Annotated in this window: 15 protein-coding genes and 1 pseudogene; 13 read left to right on the plus strand and 3 right to left on the minus strand. The window is 41.8% G+C overall.

The window, feature by feature from the left end; translation table 11 throughout:
* Window positions 1-197 precede the first annotated feature (197 nt).
* Complete coding sequence (locus FTT74_RS05645) at window positions 198-1,226, minus strand: AraC family transcriptional regulator (RefSeq protein ID WP_004975134.1); 1,029 nt, start codon at window positions 1,224-1,226, stop codon at window positions 198-200.
* A gap of 121 nt (window positions 1,227-1,347) precedes the next feature.
* Between FTT74_RS05645 and FTT74_RS05650 the strand changes: the two are divergent.
* The 8 genes and pseudogenes from FTT74_RS05650 to FTT74_RS05685 all read left to right on the plus strand — a co-directional run bounded on the left by FTT74_RS05650 (window position 1,348) and on the right by FTT74_RS05685 (window position 10,055).
* Window positions 1,348-3,065 (plus strand): annotated as a pseudogene (locus tag FTT74_RS05650) (neutral/alkaline non-lysosomal ceramidase N-terminal domain-containing protein).
* Window positions 3,066-3,256: 191 nt separating this feature from the next.
* Complete coding sequence (locus FTT74_RS05655; RefSeq protein WP_167846245.1) at window positions 3,257-4,540, plus strand: D-arabinono-1,4-lactone oxidase; 1,284 nt, start codon at window positions 3,257-3,259, stop codon at window positions 4,538-4,540.
* A gap of 58 nt (window positions 4,541-4,598) precedes the next feature.
* Entirely contained in the window at window positions 4,599-5,768 is a 1,170-nt protein-coding gene (locus tag FTT74_RS05660; RefSeq protein WP_178318757.1) for an alanine racemase, read from the plus strand.
* A gap of 188 nt (window positions 5,769-5,956) precedes the next feature.
* Window positions 5,957-7,879, plus strand: coding sequence for a threonine--tRNA ligase (gene thrS, locus FTT74_RS05665; protein ID WP_004975142.1), 1,923 nt, complete (start codon window positions 5,957-5,959; stop codon window positions 7,877-7,879).
* A 5-nt stretch (window positions 7,880-7,884) separates the two neighbouring features.
* Window positions 7,885-8,433: a translation initiation factor IF-3 gene (infC, locus tag FTT74_RS05670; RefSeq protein ID WP_081402479.1), complete on the plus strand. Its 549-nt coding sequence runs from the start codon at window positions 7,885-7,887 to the stop codon at window positions 8,431-8,433.
* Window positions 8,434-8,644: 211 nt separating this feature from the next.
* A complete protein-coding gene (locus FTT74_RS05675) occupies window positions 8,645-9,262 on the plus strand; it encodes a glutathione S-transferase N-terminal domain-containing protein (protein WP_004975146.1) in 618 nt (205 codons plus the stop codon).
* 72 nt (window positions 9,263-9,334) lie between these two features.
* A complete protein-coding gene (locus tag FTT74_RS05680; RefSeq protein ID WP_167846244.1) occupies window positions 9,335-9,619 on the plus strand; it encodes a hypothetical protein in 285 nt (94 codons plus the stop codon).
* A gap of 7 nt (window positions 9,620-9,626) precedes the next feature.
* A complete protein-coding gene (locus FTT74_RS05685) occupies window positions 9,627-10,055 on the plus strand; it encodes a YqaA family protein (protein WP_167846243.1) in 429 nt (142 codons plus the stop codon).
* Between the two features lie 28 nt (window positions 10,056-10,083).
* Here the strand turns inward: FTT74_RS05685 and FTT74_RS05690 are convergent, their stop codons facing one another.
* A complete protein-coding gene (locus FTT74_RS05690; RefSeq protein WP_026438356.1) occupies window positions 10,084-10,842 on the minus strand; it encodes an energy transducer TonB in 759 nt (252 codons plus the stop codon).
* Window positions 10,843-11,182: 340 nt separating this feature from the next.
* Here FTT74_RS05690 and rpmI point away from each other — a divergent pair, with 340 nt between their 5' ends.
* Entirely contained in the window at window positions 11,183-11,377 is a 195-nt protein-coding gene (rpmI, locus tag FTT74_RS05695; RefSeq protein WP_004975152.1) for a 50S ribosomal protein L35, read from the plus strand.
* Between the two features lie 11 nt (window positions 11,378-11,388).
* On the plus strand, window positions 11,389-11,748 hold the full coding sequence (gene rplT / locus FTT74_RS05700; protein ID WP_004975153.1) for a 50S ribosomal protein L20: 360 nt from the start codon (window positions 11,389-11,391) through the stop codon (window positions 11,746-11,748).
* Between the two features lie 292 nt (window positions 11,749-12,040).
* Here rplT and FTT74_RS05705 read toward each other — a convergent pair whose 3' ends face one another.
* Entirely contained in the window at window positions 12,041-13,069 is a 1,029-nt protein-coding gene (locus FTT74_RS05705) for a hypothetical protein (protein ID WP_004975155.1), read from the minus strand.
* A 159-nt stretch (window positions 13,070-13,228) separates the two neighbouring features.
* On the opposite strand from FTT74_RS05705, the gene pheS reads away from it, so the two are divergent.
* The 3 genes from pheS to FTT74_RS05720 all read left to right on the plus strand — a co-directional run bounded on the left by pheS (window position 13,229) and on the right by FTT74_RS05720 (window position 17,060).
* Complete coding sequence (gene pheS, locus FTT74_RS05710; RefSeq protein ID WP_004975156.1) at window positions 13,229-14,209, plus strand: phenylalanine--tRNA ligase subunit alpha; 981 nt, start codon at window positions 13,229-13,231, stop codon at window positions 14,207-14,209.
* Between the two features lie 176 nt (window positions 14,210-14,385).
* The gene (gene pheT, locus FTT74_RS05715) at window positions 14,386-16,767 is read left to right on the plus strand and encodes a phenylalanine--tRNA ligase subunit beta (RefSeq protein WP_104852457.1); all 2,382 of its coding nucleotides are present in this window, start codon (window positions 14,386-14,388) and stop codon (window positions 16,765-16,767) included.
* Window positions 16,764-17,060: an integration host factor subunit alpha gene (locus FTT74_RS05720; RefSeq protein WP_004649746.1), complete on the plus strand. Its 297-nt coding sequence runs from the start codon at window positions 16,764-16,766 to the stop codon at window positions 17,058-17,060. Before pheT ends, FTT74_RS05720 begins: the two co-directional genes overlap by 4 nt.
* Window positions 17,061-17,384 lie beyond the last annotated feature (324 nt).

Consider the following 17,384-nt stretch of genomic DNA (forward strand, 5'->3'; position numbering starts at 1 on the left):
TTCTCCATAATATGTGTCGTTATTTTATCCAACTTAAAAAGATAGGGATTTTATGGCAGCTTTGCAGTTATGCTTTAGTCTAAAATCTGTTGTTTTTGTTTTGAATCGCTTGTAAGTACATTTAAAAAATAGTTTAAGTAAAATTTAGCAGCTATTTTTTATTCAATAAAAATAGTAGCTTATTGGAAAATATTAACTTATTCTGTCATTTGGCTTTTATAGAGTGATGGGCTGAGACCTGTCCAACGCTTAAATGCACGTCGAAATTCGCGTAATTCACTAAAGCCAAGTTGTTGGCTAATTTCAGTCATGCTCAAAGGCTGTTGTAGCAGTTGTTTGGCTTTATTTTCCAAAACGTGTTGGCGCAGGTTTTGGAAGTTGCAGCCTTCGGCAAGTAATTGTCTGCGTAAATGTCTTTCGCTCATTTGAAAATGTTGTGCCGCTTGGTGCATATCAAAGTGCTGAGGTAAATGCTGTTCGATTAGATAACTCAACACGTGTGCATATTGCTGTTGATTAATCGCCTGCATATCCTGATACGCTTGTTGGCAGACACGCAGGGCGGTGCTGTAATTGGCGGCACTAGAGGTTTTAATTTGGCGTCCTAAAATCTCTGGTCGGAACACCAAAGCATTCATGTATGATGAAAAGTGCAGAGGACATTGATAATGCACCTGATAAGCCTCTAAATAGTCGGGTTGGGCAAAACTAAAATGCACTTCGACCAAATCTTGATGATTGCCAAGCATGACGTCTAAGCAGCTAACAATACTGGAGAGGACTTCATCGCAAAAAAAGCGCAGTAAGTTCCCCGTGGGATAACGCTCTTTCATCACCAGTGTAGGAGAGGTCGAGGAAAAATCGTACTCCAAATCCATCACACTGCCTGAAATGGGATGGTACTGCAGTCCTGTCTGTAAGGCTTCTACAACATTTTGACTGGACACCATGGCAAAACCGAGCATGCCCATGGAAATCAGCCCCTTGTCACGTCCAATTTCTAAGCCTAAATGTGCACATTGAGTGTCTTGCAGGGCGCGTGTCACCACTTTGCAAATATCTTGAAATGAAACAAAACCATTGCCTTGGACGATTTGATCAAGATCTTGAGAAATTCCCTGAAACCATGGTTGATAGGGGATCTGTTGTTCTTTGGCGTAATGAATCAGACCTGACAATAAGGCAGGCGGCACGTGCTGCAGCAAGTAGTTTGAAGTTGCTGACATAAGTCCGATTATCCCCCCATACCATTGTCGCTTTGACCCTTATTTGCCGTGATGCAATTTTGTTTAATGGCGTTGATCAGCGTCATGACTGATTGTATAGATGAAAAGGAATACGATTGCAATGTATTTGGTGGGTTGGGATAAACAGGAAATTCATATTCAGCCAAAAGGGCTTGCCATGTTTGGTTATGGCAACTGGAAACATCGTGCCTATGAACAACGAACAGCTTTATTTGCCCGCAGTATTTGTATTCGAACCTTAGACAATGACTTATTAATTTTTTGCTGTCTGGATATGGGGTGTGTGACCTATGCCATGCGTCATTTAGCGATACAGCGTTTACAGCGTAAACTGGGGGAGCGTTTTCAGCCGCAGCGTTTGGTATTGATGGCAACGCATACTCATTCTGCACCTGGCGGTTGTGCACATGAAGCGTTGTACAATATGCCCACACCTGGTTTTGTGCCTGAACATTTAAATGCAGTGGTCGATGCGATTGTGGGCAGTGTGCTCAAAGCTTTGGCGACCCAGAAAAAACCGATATTTATATGAGCAATGGTCGTTTTGCAGAAGAAACGCCAGTGGCATGGAATCGCTCTTTAACAGCGTATAACCGTAATCCTGATGTATCTCGTAGAACGCTGGAACAGGCACATTTGGCCTTAGATCGTGATATGCAATTGCTTGGTTTTTATCGCGAAGGTAATTTACAGGCAGTTTTTTCTTTATTTGGGGTGCATGCTACCTGTTTAAGCAGTCGTTTAAGCGCTCATGATGGTGATAACAAAGGTTATGCCGCACTTTGTACCGAGCGTGCACTGCAACAACGTGGGGTCAAAAATCCTGTGGCAATTTTTGCCCAAGCCGCAGCGGGTGATGTTTCTCCACATTATCATGGCCCTGAGCAGTCACAGGTACGTGCTGCAATGCGCGATGAAAAAGAATACGAATATACACAGCAAAATGGTCGCTATCAAAGTGAATTGGCACTGAAAGCTTTGGCACATAGAGGTACGCCGTTAATGGGAGCTTTAGATGCTGTGTGCCATTATGTCGATTTAAGCAATATTGAAATTCCAGTTGAATTTGCGATGGGGCAAACAGATGCAAAAACCAGTGCAGCCTGTCATGGTGCAGCATTTTTTGCAGGAACACCTGTAGATGGTGCAGGTGTGGCACAACCGATTTTTAAAGGTATGCAATGGTTAGCGCAGCGAGTGAAAAAGAAAAAGTTGAGTAATCCTCAAGCCGCAGATTATACCTATTATCAACAGCTATATGCCTCACAAGGCCCCAAAGATATTGTGCTGGAATGTGGTTCTAAAACCATTTTTGGCAAGCCACTGAATCATTATCCTAAATTTTTAGACAAACTGATTGCAGAAATGAACAAGCAGGCCAGTGTAGGCGCAATTGATCATAGCTTGTTGGTACCGAATGTAGTGCCATTACAATTAATTAAAATTGGCGACTTAACCTTGCTGTGCTGTCCTGGGGAAATTACTACTGTTGCAGCTAAGCGGCTCAAAGTAACCGTACAACAAGAATTGGAATCGACTCAAAAAGTATGGTTGGCTTCATATTGCAATGATTATATGGGCTATGTGACCACCTTCGAGGAATATCAACAACAAGCCTATGAAGGTGGTCACACTTTATATGGACAGTGGACTTTGGCAGCGTTGCAAACTAAATTTCAATATTTCGCAGAGCAATTGAATTTGCCTATTCCACAACGCGATACAGCATCGTTATTACCGCCCGCTGTACCTTTGGATGAATTAGAAAAAAGAACATATCGTGACAGTTTGAAAGCTAATGCGCTAAATGAATTGTAGTTTTTTTATACATTGTTCCATGTGAAACATATTCTAAATCATGTACTAGTCAGGAGGTTAATCTAAATCAATATGGATAGAGAGGTCATTTATCTCATCCATGTGTCTCTATTTTTTTAATGCGGTACTTTAAAAAGTAACGCAAAACAAACTGCAATAAAAATAAATGCCACGCAGAAAAAGGAAGGATTATGAAACAGCGTTGGAGTAACTGGTCTGGAAAGCAAACAGCCTATCCAGACTTTTTACAGCCGAAAAATGTAGATGAACTGAAAAAAATTGTGCGAAAGCACGACAAAATTAGAATGGTCGGAGCAGGGCATTCCTTTAGCCCCTTAGCCACAACCGATGATGTGATGGTGAATTTAGATCATATTCAGGGGGTGCATCAATTTAATGCACAAAAGCAGCAATGCACCTTACATGCAGGGACTCGGCTGTACAAACTGGGTGAATGTCTAGCTCCGATTCATCAGGCGCTGCAAAATCAGGGCGATATTGATCATCAGAGTTTGGCAGGTGTGGTTGCAACAGGAACACATGGCACAGGTGTGGATTTACCTTGTCTATCGGCTTTGGTGACTGATTTTGAACTGCTCACAGCAGAGGGTGAGGTGTTGCAATGTTCACCTGAACACAATGCTGAAATTTTTCAGGCAGGTCGGGTCGCGCTGGGCAGTTTTGGGGTGATGACCAAAATCACTTTACAAAACCGTTCGCGCTATAAACTCAAAGAGCAGCTACGTTTATGTGCCTTGAGTGATATTTATCAATATATAGACCGTTGGAAGCATCAACATCGCCATATTGAGTTTTGGGCATTTTTACACAGTGATCAGGTGATTTTAAAAACCTTAGATGAGAGCCGAGGATTGACGGATCCTCGTCCGCAATATTGGTTATCAGAAGACCGTTTATTAAATTTTTGTTCGGAAATAACCCGTGTTTTTCCACAGTTAAATCCGTATTTACAATCTTTGTTGGGCGTGTTTATCAAACCGAGTACTCATGTCGATTGGTCGAGTCAAATTTTCCCAACGCCACGCAATACCAAATTTAACGAAATGGAATACCAATTGCCTGCCGAGCAAGGTTTGGCGTGTTTAGAAGAATTATTGGCGGTTTTGAAACAACAGCGTGTCGCCATGTTTTTCCCAATCGAGTTTCGCTATGTCAAAGGCGATGATATTTGGCTGAGTCCTTTTTATGGACGGGATTCGGTGTCTATTTCAATCCACCAATTTTATAAACAAGATTGCCAACATATTTTTAAATGGGTTGAACCGATTTTACAAAAATATCAGGGACGTCCACATTGGGGCAAATTGCACAGTATGCAAGCGGATCAATTACGTGAGTTATATCCAAAATGGGATGATTTTATGCAACTTCGTGAGCAGCTTGATCCACAGCAAAAATGGATTAATCCATATTTAAGACAAATTTTCACGATTCCAAGTTTGAGTGCAGCGTGATGTTCAATAAACAACTCAAGCAATCGCAAAATAAGAGCATTCAATTAGGGAGCGTGACATGCAAAGTGATTATTTTCAGCAACTCACCCACAGTTTGCAGCAACAGGGTACAGGAACACCGCAACTGATTGTGGATATGGCACGTTTTCAGCATAACTTGGATTATGTTGCAGCCCATTTGCCTGCACGGTTGCAACCACGACTGGTGGTGAAATCGCTAGCGTGTTTGGAGATATTGCAACACGCAAGCCAAAGTCTGAATACGCAGCGTTTTATGTTGTTTCATCTGCCACATTTGTATGAAGTGATGCAGCACTTTCCACAAGCAGATGTACTGTTTGGCAAGCCAATGCCAATACGTGCGGTAGATGCTTTTTATCAGCAGGTGATGGCGTCTGCTGAGAATATCCAATTGCATTTACAATGGTTGGTTGATCAACCTGCACGTTTACAACAGTATTTACATTTGGCACAACAACGCCAGCTTTGTTTGAATATTAATCTTGAAATTGATATCGGTTTGCATCGTGGTGGGGCGCAAGATCATGCTGGATTTATGCAAATGCTGGAATTGATTCAGCAGCATCCACAACATTTAAAACTGTCAGGTTTGATGGGGTACGATGCGCATGTGGTGAAATTACCAAATGTATTTCATGCACAAGCCAAAGCCTATCAACACTCACAGCAGCAATATAGAAATTATAAACAACTGATTCAGCATCATTTTCCAAAGTTGTGGCAGGATGACTTGTGTTTTAACGGTGGTGGTAGCCTGACATTTATGCAGCATTGTCAGCACAGTGAATGTAATGATCTGGCTTTTGGTTCGATGTTGCTTAAACCCAGTGATTTTGATTTAAAAATCTTGTCAGATTTGCAATCGGCTTTGTGGATTGCAACACCTGTTTTAAAGGTATTGGCTGCGGTACAAGTGCCAGGCTTAGATCGTTTGCAGTCCTATTTGCCACAATCCAATCAAGCCGTTTTTGTTTATGGTGGCTATTGGATGGCAGATTATGTTTATCCTGAGAGCAGTCATCCACATGCTTTATACGGACGCAGTAGCAATCAAGAGTTGATTCAAGTACCCAAACAGCATCGCATCCAAATAGATGATTATGTATTTTTACGCCCGCAACAGAGTGAGGCGGTGTTGCCACAGTTTGAAGCGGTGTATGCCTATCAACATGGACAATTCACGCCGTGGGCAACCTTTAGGGAATAAAAACAGCTGAAATGCCGATTCTTTGGCTTTTTTAGTACACAAAGGTTTAAACCTGTACGCAAGCCGTGTAAAATTTAAGGCGCTTTTTATTTATACACCGTTTTTATCTTTTGAGGGTCTCCCTTAATCATAATCTCGCGGTGATATGCTCCATGGTACGGGGCATCACTCCTTAAGGATTTTTATCTATGCCTATTATCACTTTGCCAAATGGCGATCAAAAACAGTTTGATCAAGCCGTATCTGTGATGGAAGTTGCTCAAAGCATCGGTCCGGGTCTTGCCAAAAATACAGTTGCTGGACGTGTGAATGATCGTTTGGTCGATGCCTGCGATTTAATTACCGAAGACGCAACCCTACAAATTATTACGCCTAAAGATGAAGAAGGCGTAGAGATTATCCGTCACTCATGTGCGCACTTGGTGGGGCATGCGGTAAAACAGCTTTTTCCTGAAGCGAAAATGGTGATTGGCCCTGTCATTGAAGAAGGTTTCTACTATGACATCTGGATGCCTCGTCCATTTACGTTAGATGATTTGGCAGCAATCGAAGAGCGTATGAAAAAGCTCATCGACCAAGATTATGATGTTGTGAAAAAAATGACCCCGCGTGATGAAGTAATTGCAGAATTCACAGCGCGTGGCGAAGAATATAAATTACGTTTGATTGCAGACATGCCAAACGAAACCCAAATGGGCTTGTACTATCATCAAGACTATTTGGATATGTGTCGTGGTCCACACGTTCCAAACACTAAATTCTTAAAGTCGTTCAAACTCACCAAAATTTCAGGCGCTTATTGGCGCGGTGATGCGAAAAACGAACAGTTACAACGTATTTATGGTACGGCTTGGGCGGACAAAAAACAGCTCGCAGCGTATATCAAACGTATTGAAGAAGCAGAAAAGCGTGACCACCGTAAAATTGGTAAAGCTTTGGACTTGTTCCATATGCAAGAAGAAGCACCAGGCATGGTGTTCTGGCATCCAAATGGTTGGACGATTTACCAAGTACTTGAGCAATACATGCGTAAAGTACAACAAGACAACGGTTACCTAGAAATTCGTACCCCGCAAGTGGTCGATTTCACGCTATGGGAAAAATCAGGACATGCTGCCAACTACGCAGACAATATGTTTACCACCCATTCTGAAAACCGTAACTATGCAGTAAAACCAATGAACTGCCCATGTCACGTACAAGTCTTTAACCAAGGGCTAAAGTCATATCGTGATTTGCCAATTCGTCTGGCAGAATTTGGTTCATGTCACCGTAACGAGCCATCAGGTTCACTGCACGGCATTATGCGCGTACGTGGCTTTACTCAAGACGATGCCCACATTTTCTGTACCAAAGAACAAATTGGGCCAGAAGTTGCAGACTTCATCAAACTGACTTTAGATGTTTATAAAGATTTCGGTTTTGAAGAGGTGCAAATGAAACTGTCTACACGTCCTGAAAAACGTGTGGGAGATGATGCACTTTGGGATATGGCAGAAAAATCTTTGGCTGATGCCTTGGATGCTGCAGGTCTGGAATGGGAGTTACAACCGGGTGAAGGTGCGTTCTACGGCCCGAAAATTGAATTCTCACTGAAAGACTGCTTAGGTCGTGTGTGGCAATGTGGTACAATTCAGTGTGACTTTAACTTGCCTGAGCGTTTAGAGGCATCTTATGTCACTGAAGACAATGATCGTGATCAGCCTGTAATGTTGCACCGCGCAATTCTTGGCAGCTTTGAACGATTTATTGGTATACTTATTGAGCACTATGCAGGCTTTATGCCACCATGGTTAGCGCCAGTGCAAGCTTGTGTCATGAATATTACAGATTCACAAGCTGCTGCAAGTGAACAGGTCGTCGCAAAACTTAAAGAAAACGGTATTCGTGCTATTTCTGACTTGAGAAATGAGAAAATCGGCTTTAAGATTCGTGAGCGTACATTAGAGCGTATTCCATACTTACTGGTACTTGGGGACCGTGAAGTGGAAGAAGGAACGGTAAACGTCCGTACTCGCTCAGGAACAAATTTGGGTACTATGTCAATTGATGCTTTCATTGACCTAGTGAAAACAGCCGTCGCAGAACGCGGCCGGTATATTGTGGAGTAACAGCGATTAAACAGCCTGACCGTAATCAACAGGGCGGAAAATCTAACCGTCCTGCTTTGAATGATGAAATTCGTGCAAAAGAAGTCCGTCTTGTAGACGAAAATGGTGAGCAAAAAGGTATTGTAAGCTTGGCTGATGCATTACGCGCAGCAGAAAGCGTTGACCTTGACTTGGTGGAAATTGTGGCAAATGCCGAACCACCGGTGTGCAAAATCATGGACTTTAACAAGCATTTGTTTGATCTAAAGCAAAAGCAGAAAGAAGCGAAGAAAAAACAACATCAAGTACAGGTGAAAGAAATCAAGCTCCGCCCTGCGACTGATGTTGGTGATTACAACGTAAAATTACGTGCAATTATCAAATTCCTTGAAGAAGGGAACAAGGTAAAAATCACTTTACGCTTCCGTGGTCGTGAAATGGCTCACCAACAGTTAGGTTTGGCTCAATTGAAAAAAGTTGAAGCAGATGTAATTGAATATGGTGTAGTTGAACAAGCACCAAAAATGGAAGGTCGTCAAATGGGTATGTTGCTTGGTCCTAAAAAGAAAAAGTAATCCCATCCTGAACAAAAGAAGCACTGCACCTTGGCGGTGCTTTTTTTTGCGTGATGAAAGTGAGCATCTATGTTTCATGTTTATGAGATATGCCATTCGATAAAAAAACTCTACGCAGCGACACGCAACAAACGCTTAAAAACATGCTATAACTAAAACCGCAGTAGAAGAATGCTGGTCAAAAAGCAAAAAAAGTAATGAAGGATAAAACATGATTGATCTTTATTATTGGGGCACCCCCAACGGTCATAAAATTAGTATTGCACTTGAAGAAATGGGTTTGGAATATCAAATTTTCCCCATCAATATTTCAGAAGATGATCAATTTCAGCCAGATTTTTTAAAAATTTCGCCCAATAATAAAATTCCTGCAATTGTCGATCAGAACGGTCCGCGTGGTGAGCCAATCTCTGTGTTTGAGTCGGGTGCAATTTTGCAATATCTAGGGCGCAAAACTGGCATGTTTTATCCTACCGATGAACAGGAGCGTGTTGAAGTAGAGCAGTGGCTCATGTGGCAAATGGGTGGTTTTGGTCCAATGTTAGGACAGAATCATCATTTTAGCCGTTATGCACCAGAGAAAATTCCTTATGCGATTGAACGCTATATCAATGAATCCAAGCGTTTGTATGGCGTGTTAAATAAGCAGTTGATGGGGCAAAAGTACGTGGCGGGCGAATATTCAATTGCTGATATGGCTATTTTGCCGTGGGCGTTACGTCATGACTGGCAAAATATTTCGCTGGAAGATTATCCGTATGTACAAGACTATATTACACGGCTGACTGCGCGCCCTGCAGTGCAGAAAGCACTCGCGATTCAAGTTTAAATCTACTTTTATGCTAAGATGCCAGCCACCTGATACCTCACTTTTTCAGGTGGCTTTTTTATTGGATGAGCTATGCAAGAATTTTTTTTAAACTTTACCAAGATTGTTGAGCAAAATGCCAAAGTGTATTGGAGCATTATTTTGGGCATTGTGTCTTGCTTGATCTTATTTGTGATCGAAGCATTTCATGTGCAGAATATGATTGTGGCTTTAAATAGCACAGATCAACAGGTTTTACGTGCTGCGATTGAGCCTGTTACTCAGCGTTATGCATGGGCACGTGCGGCACTTATTTTGCTTAGTATTGTTTGGGCGAACTGGGAATATCGTAAAACCAAGCAGGCTTTAGGGCTTTAAATCGTCTATGCTTTGGACGCTGTTTGGTTTATTTTTATCTGCATGTGGTGCGGCAACTTTATTGCCTTTACAGTCCGAAGCTGTGTTGTTGGGGCTGTTATATGAAGGCAGCTATGCACCCATTTGGCTGATTAGCATTGCCAGTCTAGGCAATATTTTAGGTTCTTGTGTGAACTGGTATTTGGGACTCAAGATCGAACATTATAAAGATAAAAAGTGGTTTCCTGTTTCGGCTACACAATTAGAAAAAGCACAGCACACCTACGCCAAATATGGGTTTTGGTCTTTACTGCTCAGTTGGGTGCCGATTATTGGTGATCCAATTACGCTGATTGCAGGTTTAATGAAAGAACATTTTGCCCGTTTTGTGTTGATGGTGAGTCTAGCCAAAATCGGGCGTTATCTGTTTATTTATTTTGTTTATACATGGGTTTAAGCAAGAAACCCCTATTATCTATAGACACTTATGACTGTTCTTGAGCATCACACGTGTTTAAATCAAAATAAATTTCATCTTTTAATTTTGACTTTTTATACAGCCAAAATTGACGCGGTACATCTACTTGAGCAGCTTTCACTGCAGCTAAAACTTGTTGATCAAGTGCGTATTGTCCCGAACCTTGTGTCAATTTCACACGTTTCACTTCGCCATGCTTATTTACTTTGAATTGAAACTTTAACTTACGTGAGTGATTTTTTAAATCTTCCGCACTTAAGTTTAATTGTGGTTGACTACGATACTTAAATTGAACTTTTTGCTGTTGTTGCTGTGCTAACCATTGTTTAGATTGAAAATCAAACTGGCAATCTTCGTGCTGGTTATCCTGAAATCTTAAATTAAAGCTTTGAAAACCAATGGTCGGTACGGCAGTATCTTCTACATAGGTCGGTTGAATTTCAGCAGTGCGAACCGCTTGTAATAAGGCATCATCTAATTTTTTCAGCCCTGTACTTTCTTGAATAGTGGCTTGACTGATTTTGCCGGTTTCATCTGCATAAATACGCACAATTGCAGCTCGGTTTTGTTGATTTAAATCTTCATTTTTATATTTGGGTTGTGGAAACTTGCGCCATGCTAAGCGTGTGGTGAGATGAGCAGGCAAGGCAGCACTTTTTTGTACTTCGAGTGTGGCTTTTGGTGTCGATTTCTGCTGCGGTGGTTTTGCAAAAAGATGCGTCGCACTGAGTCCAAGCAATAGAGTTATATATAAAGATGTTTTCATCATATTACGGTCTTTTTTATCTCACACAAGACGAGGCGAAGTATTGATGGAATTGTGAATAATCGCAAGGGTAATCCGCAACTTATTGCAAGTTTTTAGGGTGTTGATCTGCACAATTTTTGACAGAGCTTTAGCTTTATTTTGAATTGTAGTGGGTGTTCATAATTCCAGTATTTTTTCCTGAGTTGAATTACGGCAAATGAGTGAGGTAATGATCATTTTTTATTTAGCCAATATGCTTTTGTTTTAAGCAAAGATGCTTTAGAATACTCGCTCCCTTACCTGCAGGTCGTTTTTGCAATGGTGCAGACGTGCCGAACAGGTGTTTAAAGAGGTTGTTATGGCTAAGTTAAAAACTCGCCGTGGTGCAGCTAAACGTTTCAAAGCGACTGCTAACGGTTTCAAGCGTAAACAAGCGTTCAAACGCCACATTTTGACCAAAAAATCTGCTAAACGTATCCGTCAATTGCGCGGCTGTGTAATGGTTCACGTGAGTGACGTTGCTGCTGTTCGTGCTATGTGCCCATACATCTAAGGAGATTATAAATGGCTCGTGTAAAACGTGGTGTACAGGCTCATCGCCGTCATAAAAAAATTCTTGCTCGTGCTAAAGGTTACTATGGTGCTCGTTCACGCGTATATCGCGTAGCGTTCCAAGCGGTAATCAAAGCAGGTCAATACGCTTACCGTGACCGTCGTCAAAAGAAACGTCAATTCCGTGCTTTATGGATTGCGCGTATCAATGCGGGCGCTCGTCAAAATGGTTTATCGTACAGCCGTATGATCGCTGGCTTGAAAAAAGCACAAGTGATTATCGACCGTCGCGTACTTGCTGACATCGCTATGCATGACGCAGTTGCATTTGCTGCTTTAGCTACAAAAGCTAAAGATGCATTAGCTGCATAAGTCTTTATGACTTAAAAGAAAGACCGCATTTGCGGTCTTTTTTTATGCCTGAAATTTAGGGTCTCTGCCAAGTTTCATAACTCAATCTGAGAAATTTTTAGCCACAGCCTGAGCAAAAACAAGCACTGCTTTGTTTGCAGCGGAAGGCGCAGCGAAGGACAAGCATATTTTTTGCTGCTATTGCGTTATGTGCCGGTCATTTAGAATGACTAAATTTCCTGTCCCATGCCTTATATCAGCTAAAAAATATGCGTTGTCGCAAACATAGACGAATTGTCAACAGCCCCTAAGCTTATAAACCAAAATAATAGGCAGCTGCACAAATAACCACAGTCATTAAAATCAGTTTAATCACGGCAGATGTACCCACTTTATGCGTAGCTGCAGGTGTTGGTATTTGTGGTGAAGCGATGTTTTGTACTTGGCTAGGCGTTGATTCAAAAGGATCAGGTGTTTGCACTGGCGTGAGCTGTGCGGTCTGATAATGGTTCGCAACCTTGGTGATAAATTTGGCGTGTAAATCTTCAAGTTTCTGAGAAAAATGACGTAAATTGAGTTGTTCGCTTGGTTCAAGTTCTGTGCCATCGGCATGATAAGGATGCTGGATTTTATTCTGAATGTGTTGATCCAGTGCATCTAAACGATACAGCATCTGATGTGCATAGGCAGCAGGGTAGTCTGCGGGAATTAACGCCAAAGTTGGGTACATGCTTTCAGTTGCGTTTTGAGTAAGATCTACACCGAAATAAGGTTTAGCGCTTTGCTCTGGTTCAACAAACTCTGTAGCACAAGGATTTAAAAATAACTCGGAGCGAATAAAGCGATCAATTTCATCCCAGTTTGGAGAGGCAAAATCTGTATCGAGCTGTCTGGCAAGTTTGTGATTTAATTGATAACGCCACATGACTTCTTGACGTAGCTCGCTCTGTTGGGAAACAGGCGCCATATAATCTTGTTCTGCGGTATACCATTCTGCAAGCTCTTTTCCGAAAATCCAAGCAGATTTGTGCTGTGCCTCGTGACTCACAATAAAGTGTGCAAAAGGCAATAACTCTACATTTGGATTGGGGTTTTTTTCATCATTTAAAATACTTGCCTGATGTAGGCTTAAACGTCGCACACCTTGTTGTTTAAGATGCTCTAACCAGATTTGAAAGTGTTGTGCCAGTAAATGTTGTGACAATAAATCACGAAACTGAATTTGATGCTGGTTAAACACTTGATGCTTGAGCCAATGATTAAAACTTAAATCTTGAGCCAAATATTCATTGCCATAAGTCACAAGGGCAAGTTGCTGTTTCCAAATCTGATCGAGCGCCATAATGTTGAGATCTCGTGGTGATTGGCTTTATCTTATACTTTTTGTATTTCAAGATGCTAATCTAATTTTCATTACATCGAAGCTTCATCAAAGCGACTAAAAACTGTTAGAATACGGGGTTTTTAAATTATTTCTAAATTGTTGCTTTTGAGAGTTACTATGTCACTGGAAGCCCTGACCAATGAAGCGCTCGCTGCAATTGCAGCAGCAGAGGACCTTGCTACACTCGACCAGGTGCGAGTGCAATTTACGGGGAAAAAAAGCCAGCTTGCGGAACAATCCAAAGCACTAGGTAAAATGGACCCTGAACAGCGTAAAGAATTTGGTGCACAAATTCATGCTGTGCGTGAAGCAATCAATGCGGCATTAACTGCGCGTCAAACTGAATTACAACAAGCGGCTTTGGCACAAAAACTGGCGAATGAAACCGTTGATATTACTTTGCCAGGTCGTGGTCAAAGCATCGGCAGTATTCACCCAGTTACGCAGGTACAGGAACGTATTTGCCAATTCTTTACCAAAGCAGGTTTTACCGTGGCAACGGGCCCAGAAGTTGAAGATGACTATCACAACTTTGAAGCGTTGAATATTCCAGGACATCACCCTGCGCGTGCCATGCACGATACTTTCTATTTTGATGTGAATCATTTATTGCGTACCCACACGTCGGGCGTACAAATTCGCACCATGGAAAATCAACAGCCGCCTATTCGTATTGTTTGTCCAGGTCGTGTGTATCGCTGCGACTCAGACCAAACACACTCACCAATGTTCCATCAAATTGAAGGCTTATACGTCGCAGAAAATACCAGTTTTGCAGAACTCAAAGGTTTGTTAATTAACCTGTTAAACGAATTCTTTGAAAAAGACTTAAAAGTACGTTTCCGTCCATCTTATTTCCCATTCACAGAGCCAAGTGCCGAAGTGGATATTATGGATGAACGTGGTCGCTGGTTGGAAGTTTTGGGCTGCGGTATGGTGCATCCAAATGTGTTACGCGCTTCAGGCATTGATCCAGAAAAATATAAAGGTTTTGCCTTCGGTTTAGGGGTAGAGCGTTTTGCGATGTTGCGTTATGGCATCAATGACTTGCGTATGTTCTACCAAAATGATGTGCGTTTCTTGCGCCAGTTTGCTTAAAACTTTTTTAAACAACCTTTCCTAAAATTAGGAGAGGGAAAAGAGATTATTTTTAAATTTTAAAAATCCCCCCTAAATCCCCCTTTGTAAAAGGGGGACTTACGCGAAATAAATAGAAGTGTGGGAATTCCCCTCTTTATTAAAGAGGGGGTAGGGGAGATTCAGGAAATGAATGTATGAAAATTAGCGAAAATTGGCTACGCACGTGGGTTAACCCAGCCATTGACAGCGATACTTTATCGAATCAACTCACGATGCTGGGTCTAGAAGTTGATGATATGTCACCAGCAGCAAAGCCATTTACAGGCGTTGTGGTGGGTGAAGTCTTAACGGTTGAACAGCATCCAGATGCAGATCGTTTACGTGTGACTACGGTAAATATTGGTTCAGGTGAGCCGTTGCAGATTGTGTGTGGTGCGCCAAACGTGCGTGTAGGTATGAAAGCACCTGTGGCAACCATTGGTGCGGTATTGCCAGGCGACTTTAAAATCAAAAAAGGCAAACTGCGTGGTGTGGAATCACAAGGGATGCTCTGTGGCGCATCAGAAATTGACCTTGAAGATAAACTTGATGGTTTATTGGAACTGCCTGCAGATGCACCTGTAGGTGTGAATGTACGTGAATATCTTGATCTAGATGACCATGTCATTGATATCAGTATTACTCCAAACCGTGGTGATTGTTTCAGTATTCGTGGTATTGCCCGTGAAATTGGGGTGATTAACCAATTGCCAGTGAATACACCTGACATTCAGGCAGTAGCGGCAACTATTCAGGATGAAAAAACTGTACAAAGTTTGACGGAAGGCTGCCCACGTTATTTAGGTCGTGTGATTAAAAATGTAAATACCAAAGCCGCTACACCTGAGTGGATGGAGCGCGCGTTGGCACGTTCAGGTATCCGTCAGCACAGTATTTTGGTTGATATTACCAACTATGTCTTGATTGAATTGGGTCAGCCAATGCACGCTTTTGATGGTGCTAAAATTCAAGGTGGCATTCAAGTTCGTCAAGCGACTGCAGCAGAAAAATTGGTGCTGTTAAACGAGCAAGAAGTTGAGCTGCAAGATGATGTGATGGTGATTGCCGATGACGCAAAAGTATTGGCGATGGCGGGCATCATGGGTGGTTTATCTTCTGCGGTAAGTGATGAAACCACAGAAATTTTCCTTGAATCCGCTTTCTTTGCACCATTGCATATCGCAGGTCGTGCACGTCGTTATGGTTTGCATACCGATGCCTCACAGCGTTATGAACGTGGTGTCGATTTTGAATTGCCATTATTGGCGATGAACCGTGCATCACAACTGATTGCAGAATTTGCTGGCGGCGAATTTGGTCCAATTACAGTGGCAGAACAAGCAGCACAATTGCCAACACGTGAAGCAATTGCGTTAAATCAAGCGCAAGTCGATCAGCTCTTGGGTTATCACGTTGATGCTACATTTATTGCCGATGCTTTAACTCGTTTAGGCTGCGAAGTTACTGTTCAAGCTGAAGGTCAGTGGAGCGTTGTACCACCATCACATCGTTTTGATATGGCAATTTACCAAGACTTAATTGAAGAAGTTGCTCGTATTCACGGTTATGACAACATTCAAATCAGTTTGCCTGTGATTGATGTGCAATTAGCAAAATACCAAGATCAGTTTGAAGTTGCGCAATTACGTCAAACCGCAGTGACTTTAGGTTATCAAGAAGCAATTAGTTTTAGCTTTGCCGATGCAAAATTGGAAAAACAATTAAACCCTGCAGTGAATCCGTTGGCATTGGCGAATCCAATTTCAAGCGATTTGGCAGTAATGCGCTCAACGTTGTTATCCAGCTTAATTCCATGCGTTCAGTACAACGTGAATCGTCAACAAAACCGTGTGCGTTTCTTTGAGTTGGGTTTACGTTTTGATTATCAACATGCAGCAAGCATTCATGACTTGAAGCAAATTCCAACTTTGGCATTGATTGCGGTGGGTGCTAAACATGCAGAATCTTGGCATGCTAAAGCTCAGCCTATGGATTTCTTCGATTTTAAAGGCGATATTGAAGAAATTTTAGCTGCAGGTCGTGTGCAGGTAGAGTATGTTCGTTCAGAGCGTACTTGGTTGCATCCTGGACAATCTGCTGAAATTTTGGTAGATGGTCAGTCTATTGGTTACTTTGGTCGTTTACATCCATCTTTAGAAGATGAGCTGGATTTAGGCACGGCTTGGGTAGCAGAACTCGATCAAACAGCAGTTTTGCAAACTTATGTATCTAATTTTACAGAATTATCACGTTTTCCATCGGTTAGACGTGATATTGCGCTTTTAATTAGTGATAAGATAAATGTAAGCGAAATTCAGCAACTTATTGAAAAAACGGGTGGAGCGCTGTTAGACTCAACTTGGTTATTCGATGTGTATACTGGACAAGGTGTTGAACAAGGCAAGCGTTCTTTGGCTTTTGCTCTGTTATGGCAACATCCAACACGTACACTTGAAGATGCTGAAATTAAATCTGGTATGGATAACATTCTGCAAGTGTTGGAAAACACTTACCAAGCGACATTGAGGGCTTCATGACAGCATTAACAAAAGCAGAAATGGCTGATCATTTAAGTGAGCTCACGAGTTTAAACCGCCGTGAAGCGAAACAAATGGTCGAGTTATTTTTTGATGAGATCAGCCAAGCACTGATCTCTGGCGAGCAAGTTAAACTTTCAGGGTTTGGGAACTTCGAGTTACGTGATAAACGTCAACGACCTGGTCGCAACCCGAAAACAGGCGAAGAAATTCCAATTTCAGCCCGCCGTGTAGTCACATTCCGCGCAGGGCAGAAATTCCGCCAGCGTGTGGGAAATGAGCAGATCGATTGATCTGCTTTTTTTTATGCTTTTTATAAGAGATTTTAGAAAGACGCTGTGATTTAGCAAGACATAGTGATTGATCTTGCAATTGAGAGACTTGAATCAAACTATGGATATGAATGAAAACACTGTAGAGCTGAACAAGACGCTACCTAAGAATTGAGCGTGGAGATGAGAAACCAAAAGGTTATATCGAAATAAATGCCGAATGGGGTTAAGTGTTTTGGTTAAATGCTTTTATATGCTGAATCATCTACTTGAAAAAGATGGATTGAGCGATTTGGAGATATTGTGCTGAGTAAAATAAATTTTAGACAAAATATTCAGAAATAA

Source organism: Acinetobacter sp. YH01007, from assembly GCF_013420425.1.
Classification (GTDB): domain Bacteria; phylum Pseudomonadota; class Gammaproteobacteria; order Pseudomonadales; family Moraxellaceae; genus Acinetobacter; species Acinetobacter towneri.

Excerpts from the sequence above, each read along its gene's own strand:
- FTT74_RS05685 (WP_167846243.1), top strand. The coding sequence starts at position 9,627 with ATGCTTTGGACGCTGTTTGGTTTATTTTTATCTGCATGTGGTGCGGCA.
- FTT74_RS05675 (WP_004975146.1), top strand. The coding sequence starts at position 8,645 with ATGATTGATCTTTATTATTGGGGCACCCCCAACGGTCATAAAATTAGT.
- pheS (WP_004975156.1), top strand. The coding sequence starts at position 13,229 with ATGTCACTGGAAGCCCTGACCAATGAAGCGCTCGCTGCAATTGCAGCA.
- rpmI (WP_004975152.1), top strand. The coding sequence starts at position 11,183 with ATGGCTAAGTTAAAAACTCGCCGTGGTGCAGCTAAACGTTTCAAAGCG.
- FTT74_RS05645 (WP_004975134.1), bottom strand. The coding sequence starts at position 1,226 with ATGTCAGCAACTTCAAACTACTTGCTGCAGCACGTGCCGCCTGCCTTA.
- FTT74_RS05655 (WP_167846245.1), top strand. The coding sequence starts at position 3,257 with ATGAAACAGCGTTGGAGTAACTGGTCTGGAAAGCAAACAGCCTATCCA.
- FTT74_RS05705 (WP_004975155.1), bottom strand. The coding sequence starts at position 13,069 with ATGGCGCTCGATCAGATTTGGAAACAGCAACTTGCCCTTGTGACTTAT.
- thrS (WP_004975142.1), top strand. The coding sequence starts at position 5,957 with ATGCCTATTATCACTTTGCCAAATGGCGATCAAAAACAGTTTGATCAA.
- pheT (WP_104852457.1), top strand. The coding sequence starts at position 14,386 with ATGAAAATTAGCGAAAATTGGCTACGCACGTGGGTTAACCCAGCCATT.
- FTT74_RS05720 (WP_004649746.1), top strand. The coding sequence starts at position 16,764 with ATGACAGCATTAACAAAAGCAGAAATGGCTGATCATTTAAGTGAGCTC.
- FTT74_RS05680 (WP_167846244.1), top strand. The coding sequence starts at position 9,335 with ATGCAAGAATTTTTTTTAAACTTTACCAAGATTGTTGAGCAAAATGCC.
- rplT (WP_004975153.1), top strand. The coding sequence starts at position 11,389 with ATGGCTCGTGTAAAACGTGGTGTACAGGCTCATCGCCGTCATAAAAAA.
- FTT74_RS05690 (WP_026438356.1), bottom strand. The coding sequence starts at position 10,842 with ATGAAAACATCTTTATATATAACTCTATTGCTTGGACTCAGTGCGACG.
- FTT74_RS05660 (WP_178318757.1), top strand. The coding sequence starts at position 4,599 with ATGCAAAGTGATTATTTTCAGCAACTCACCCACAGTTTGCAGCAACAG.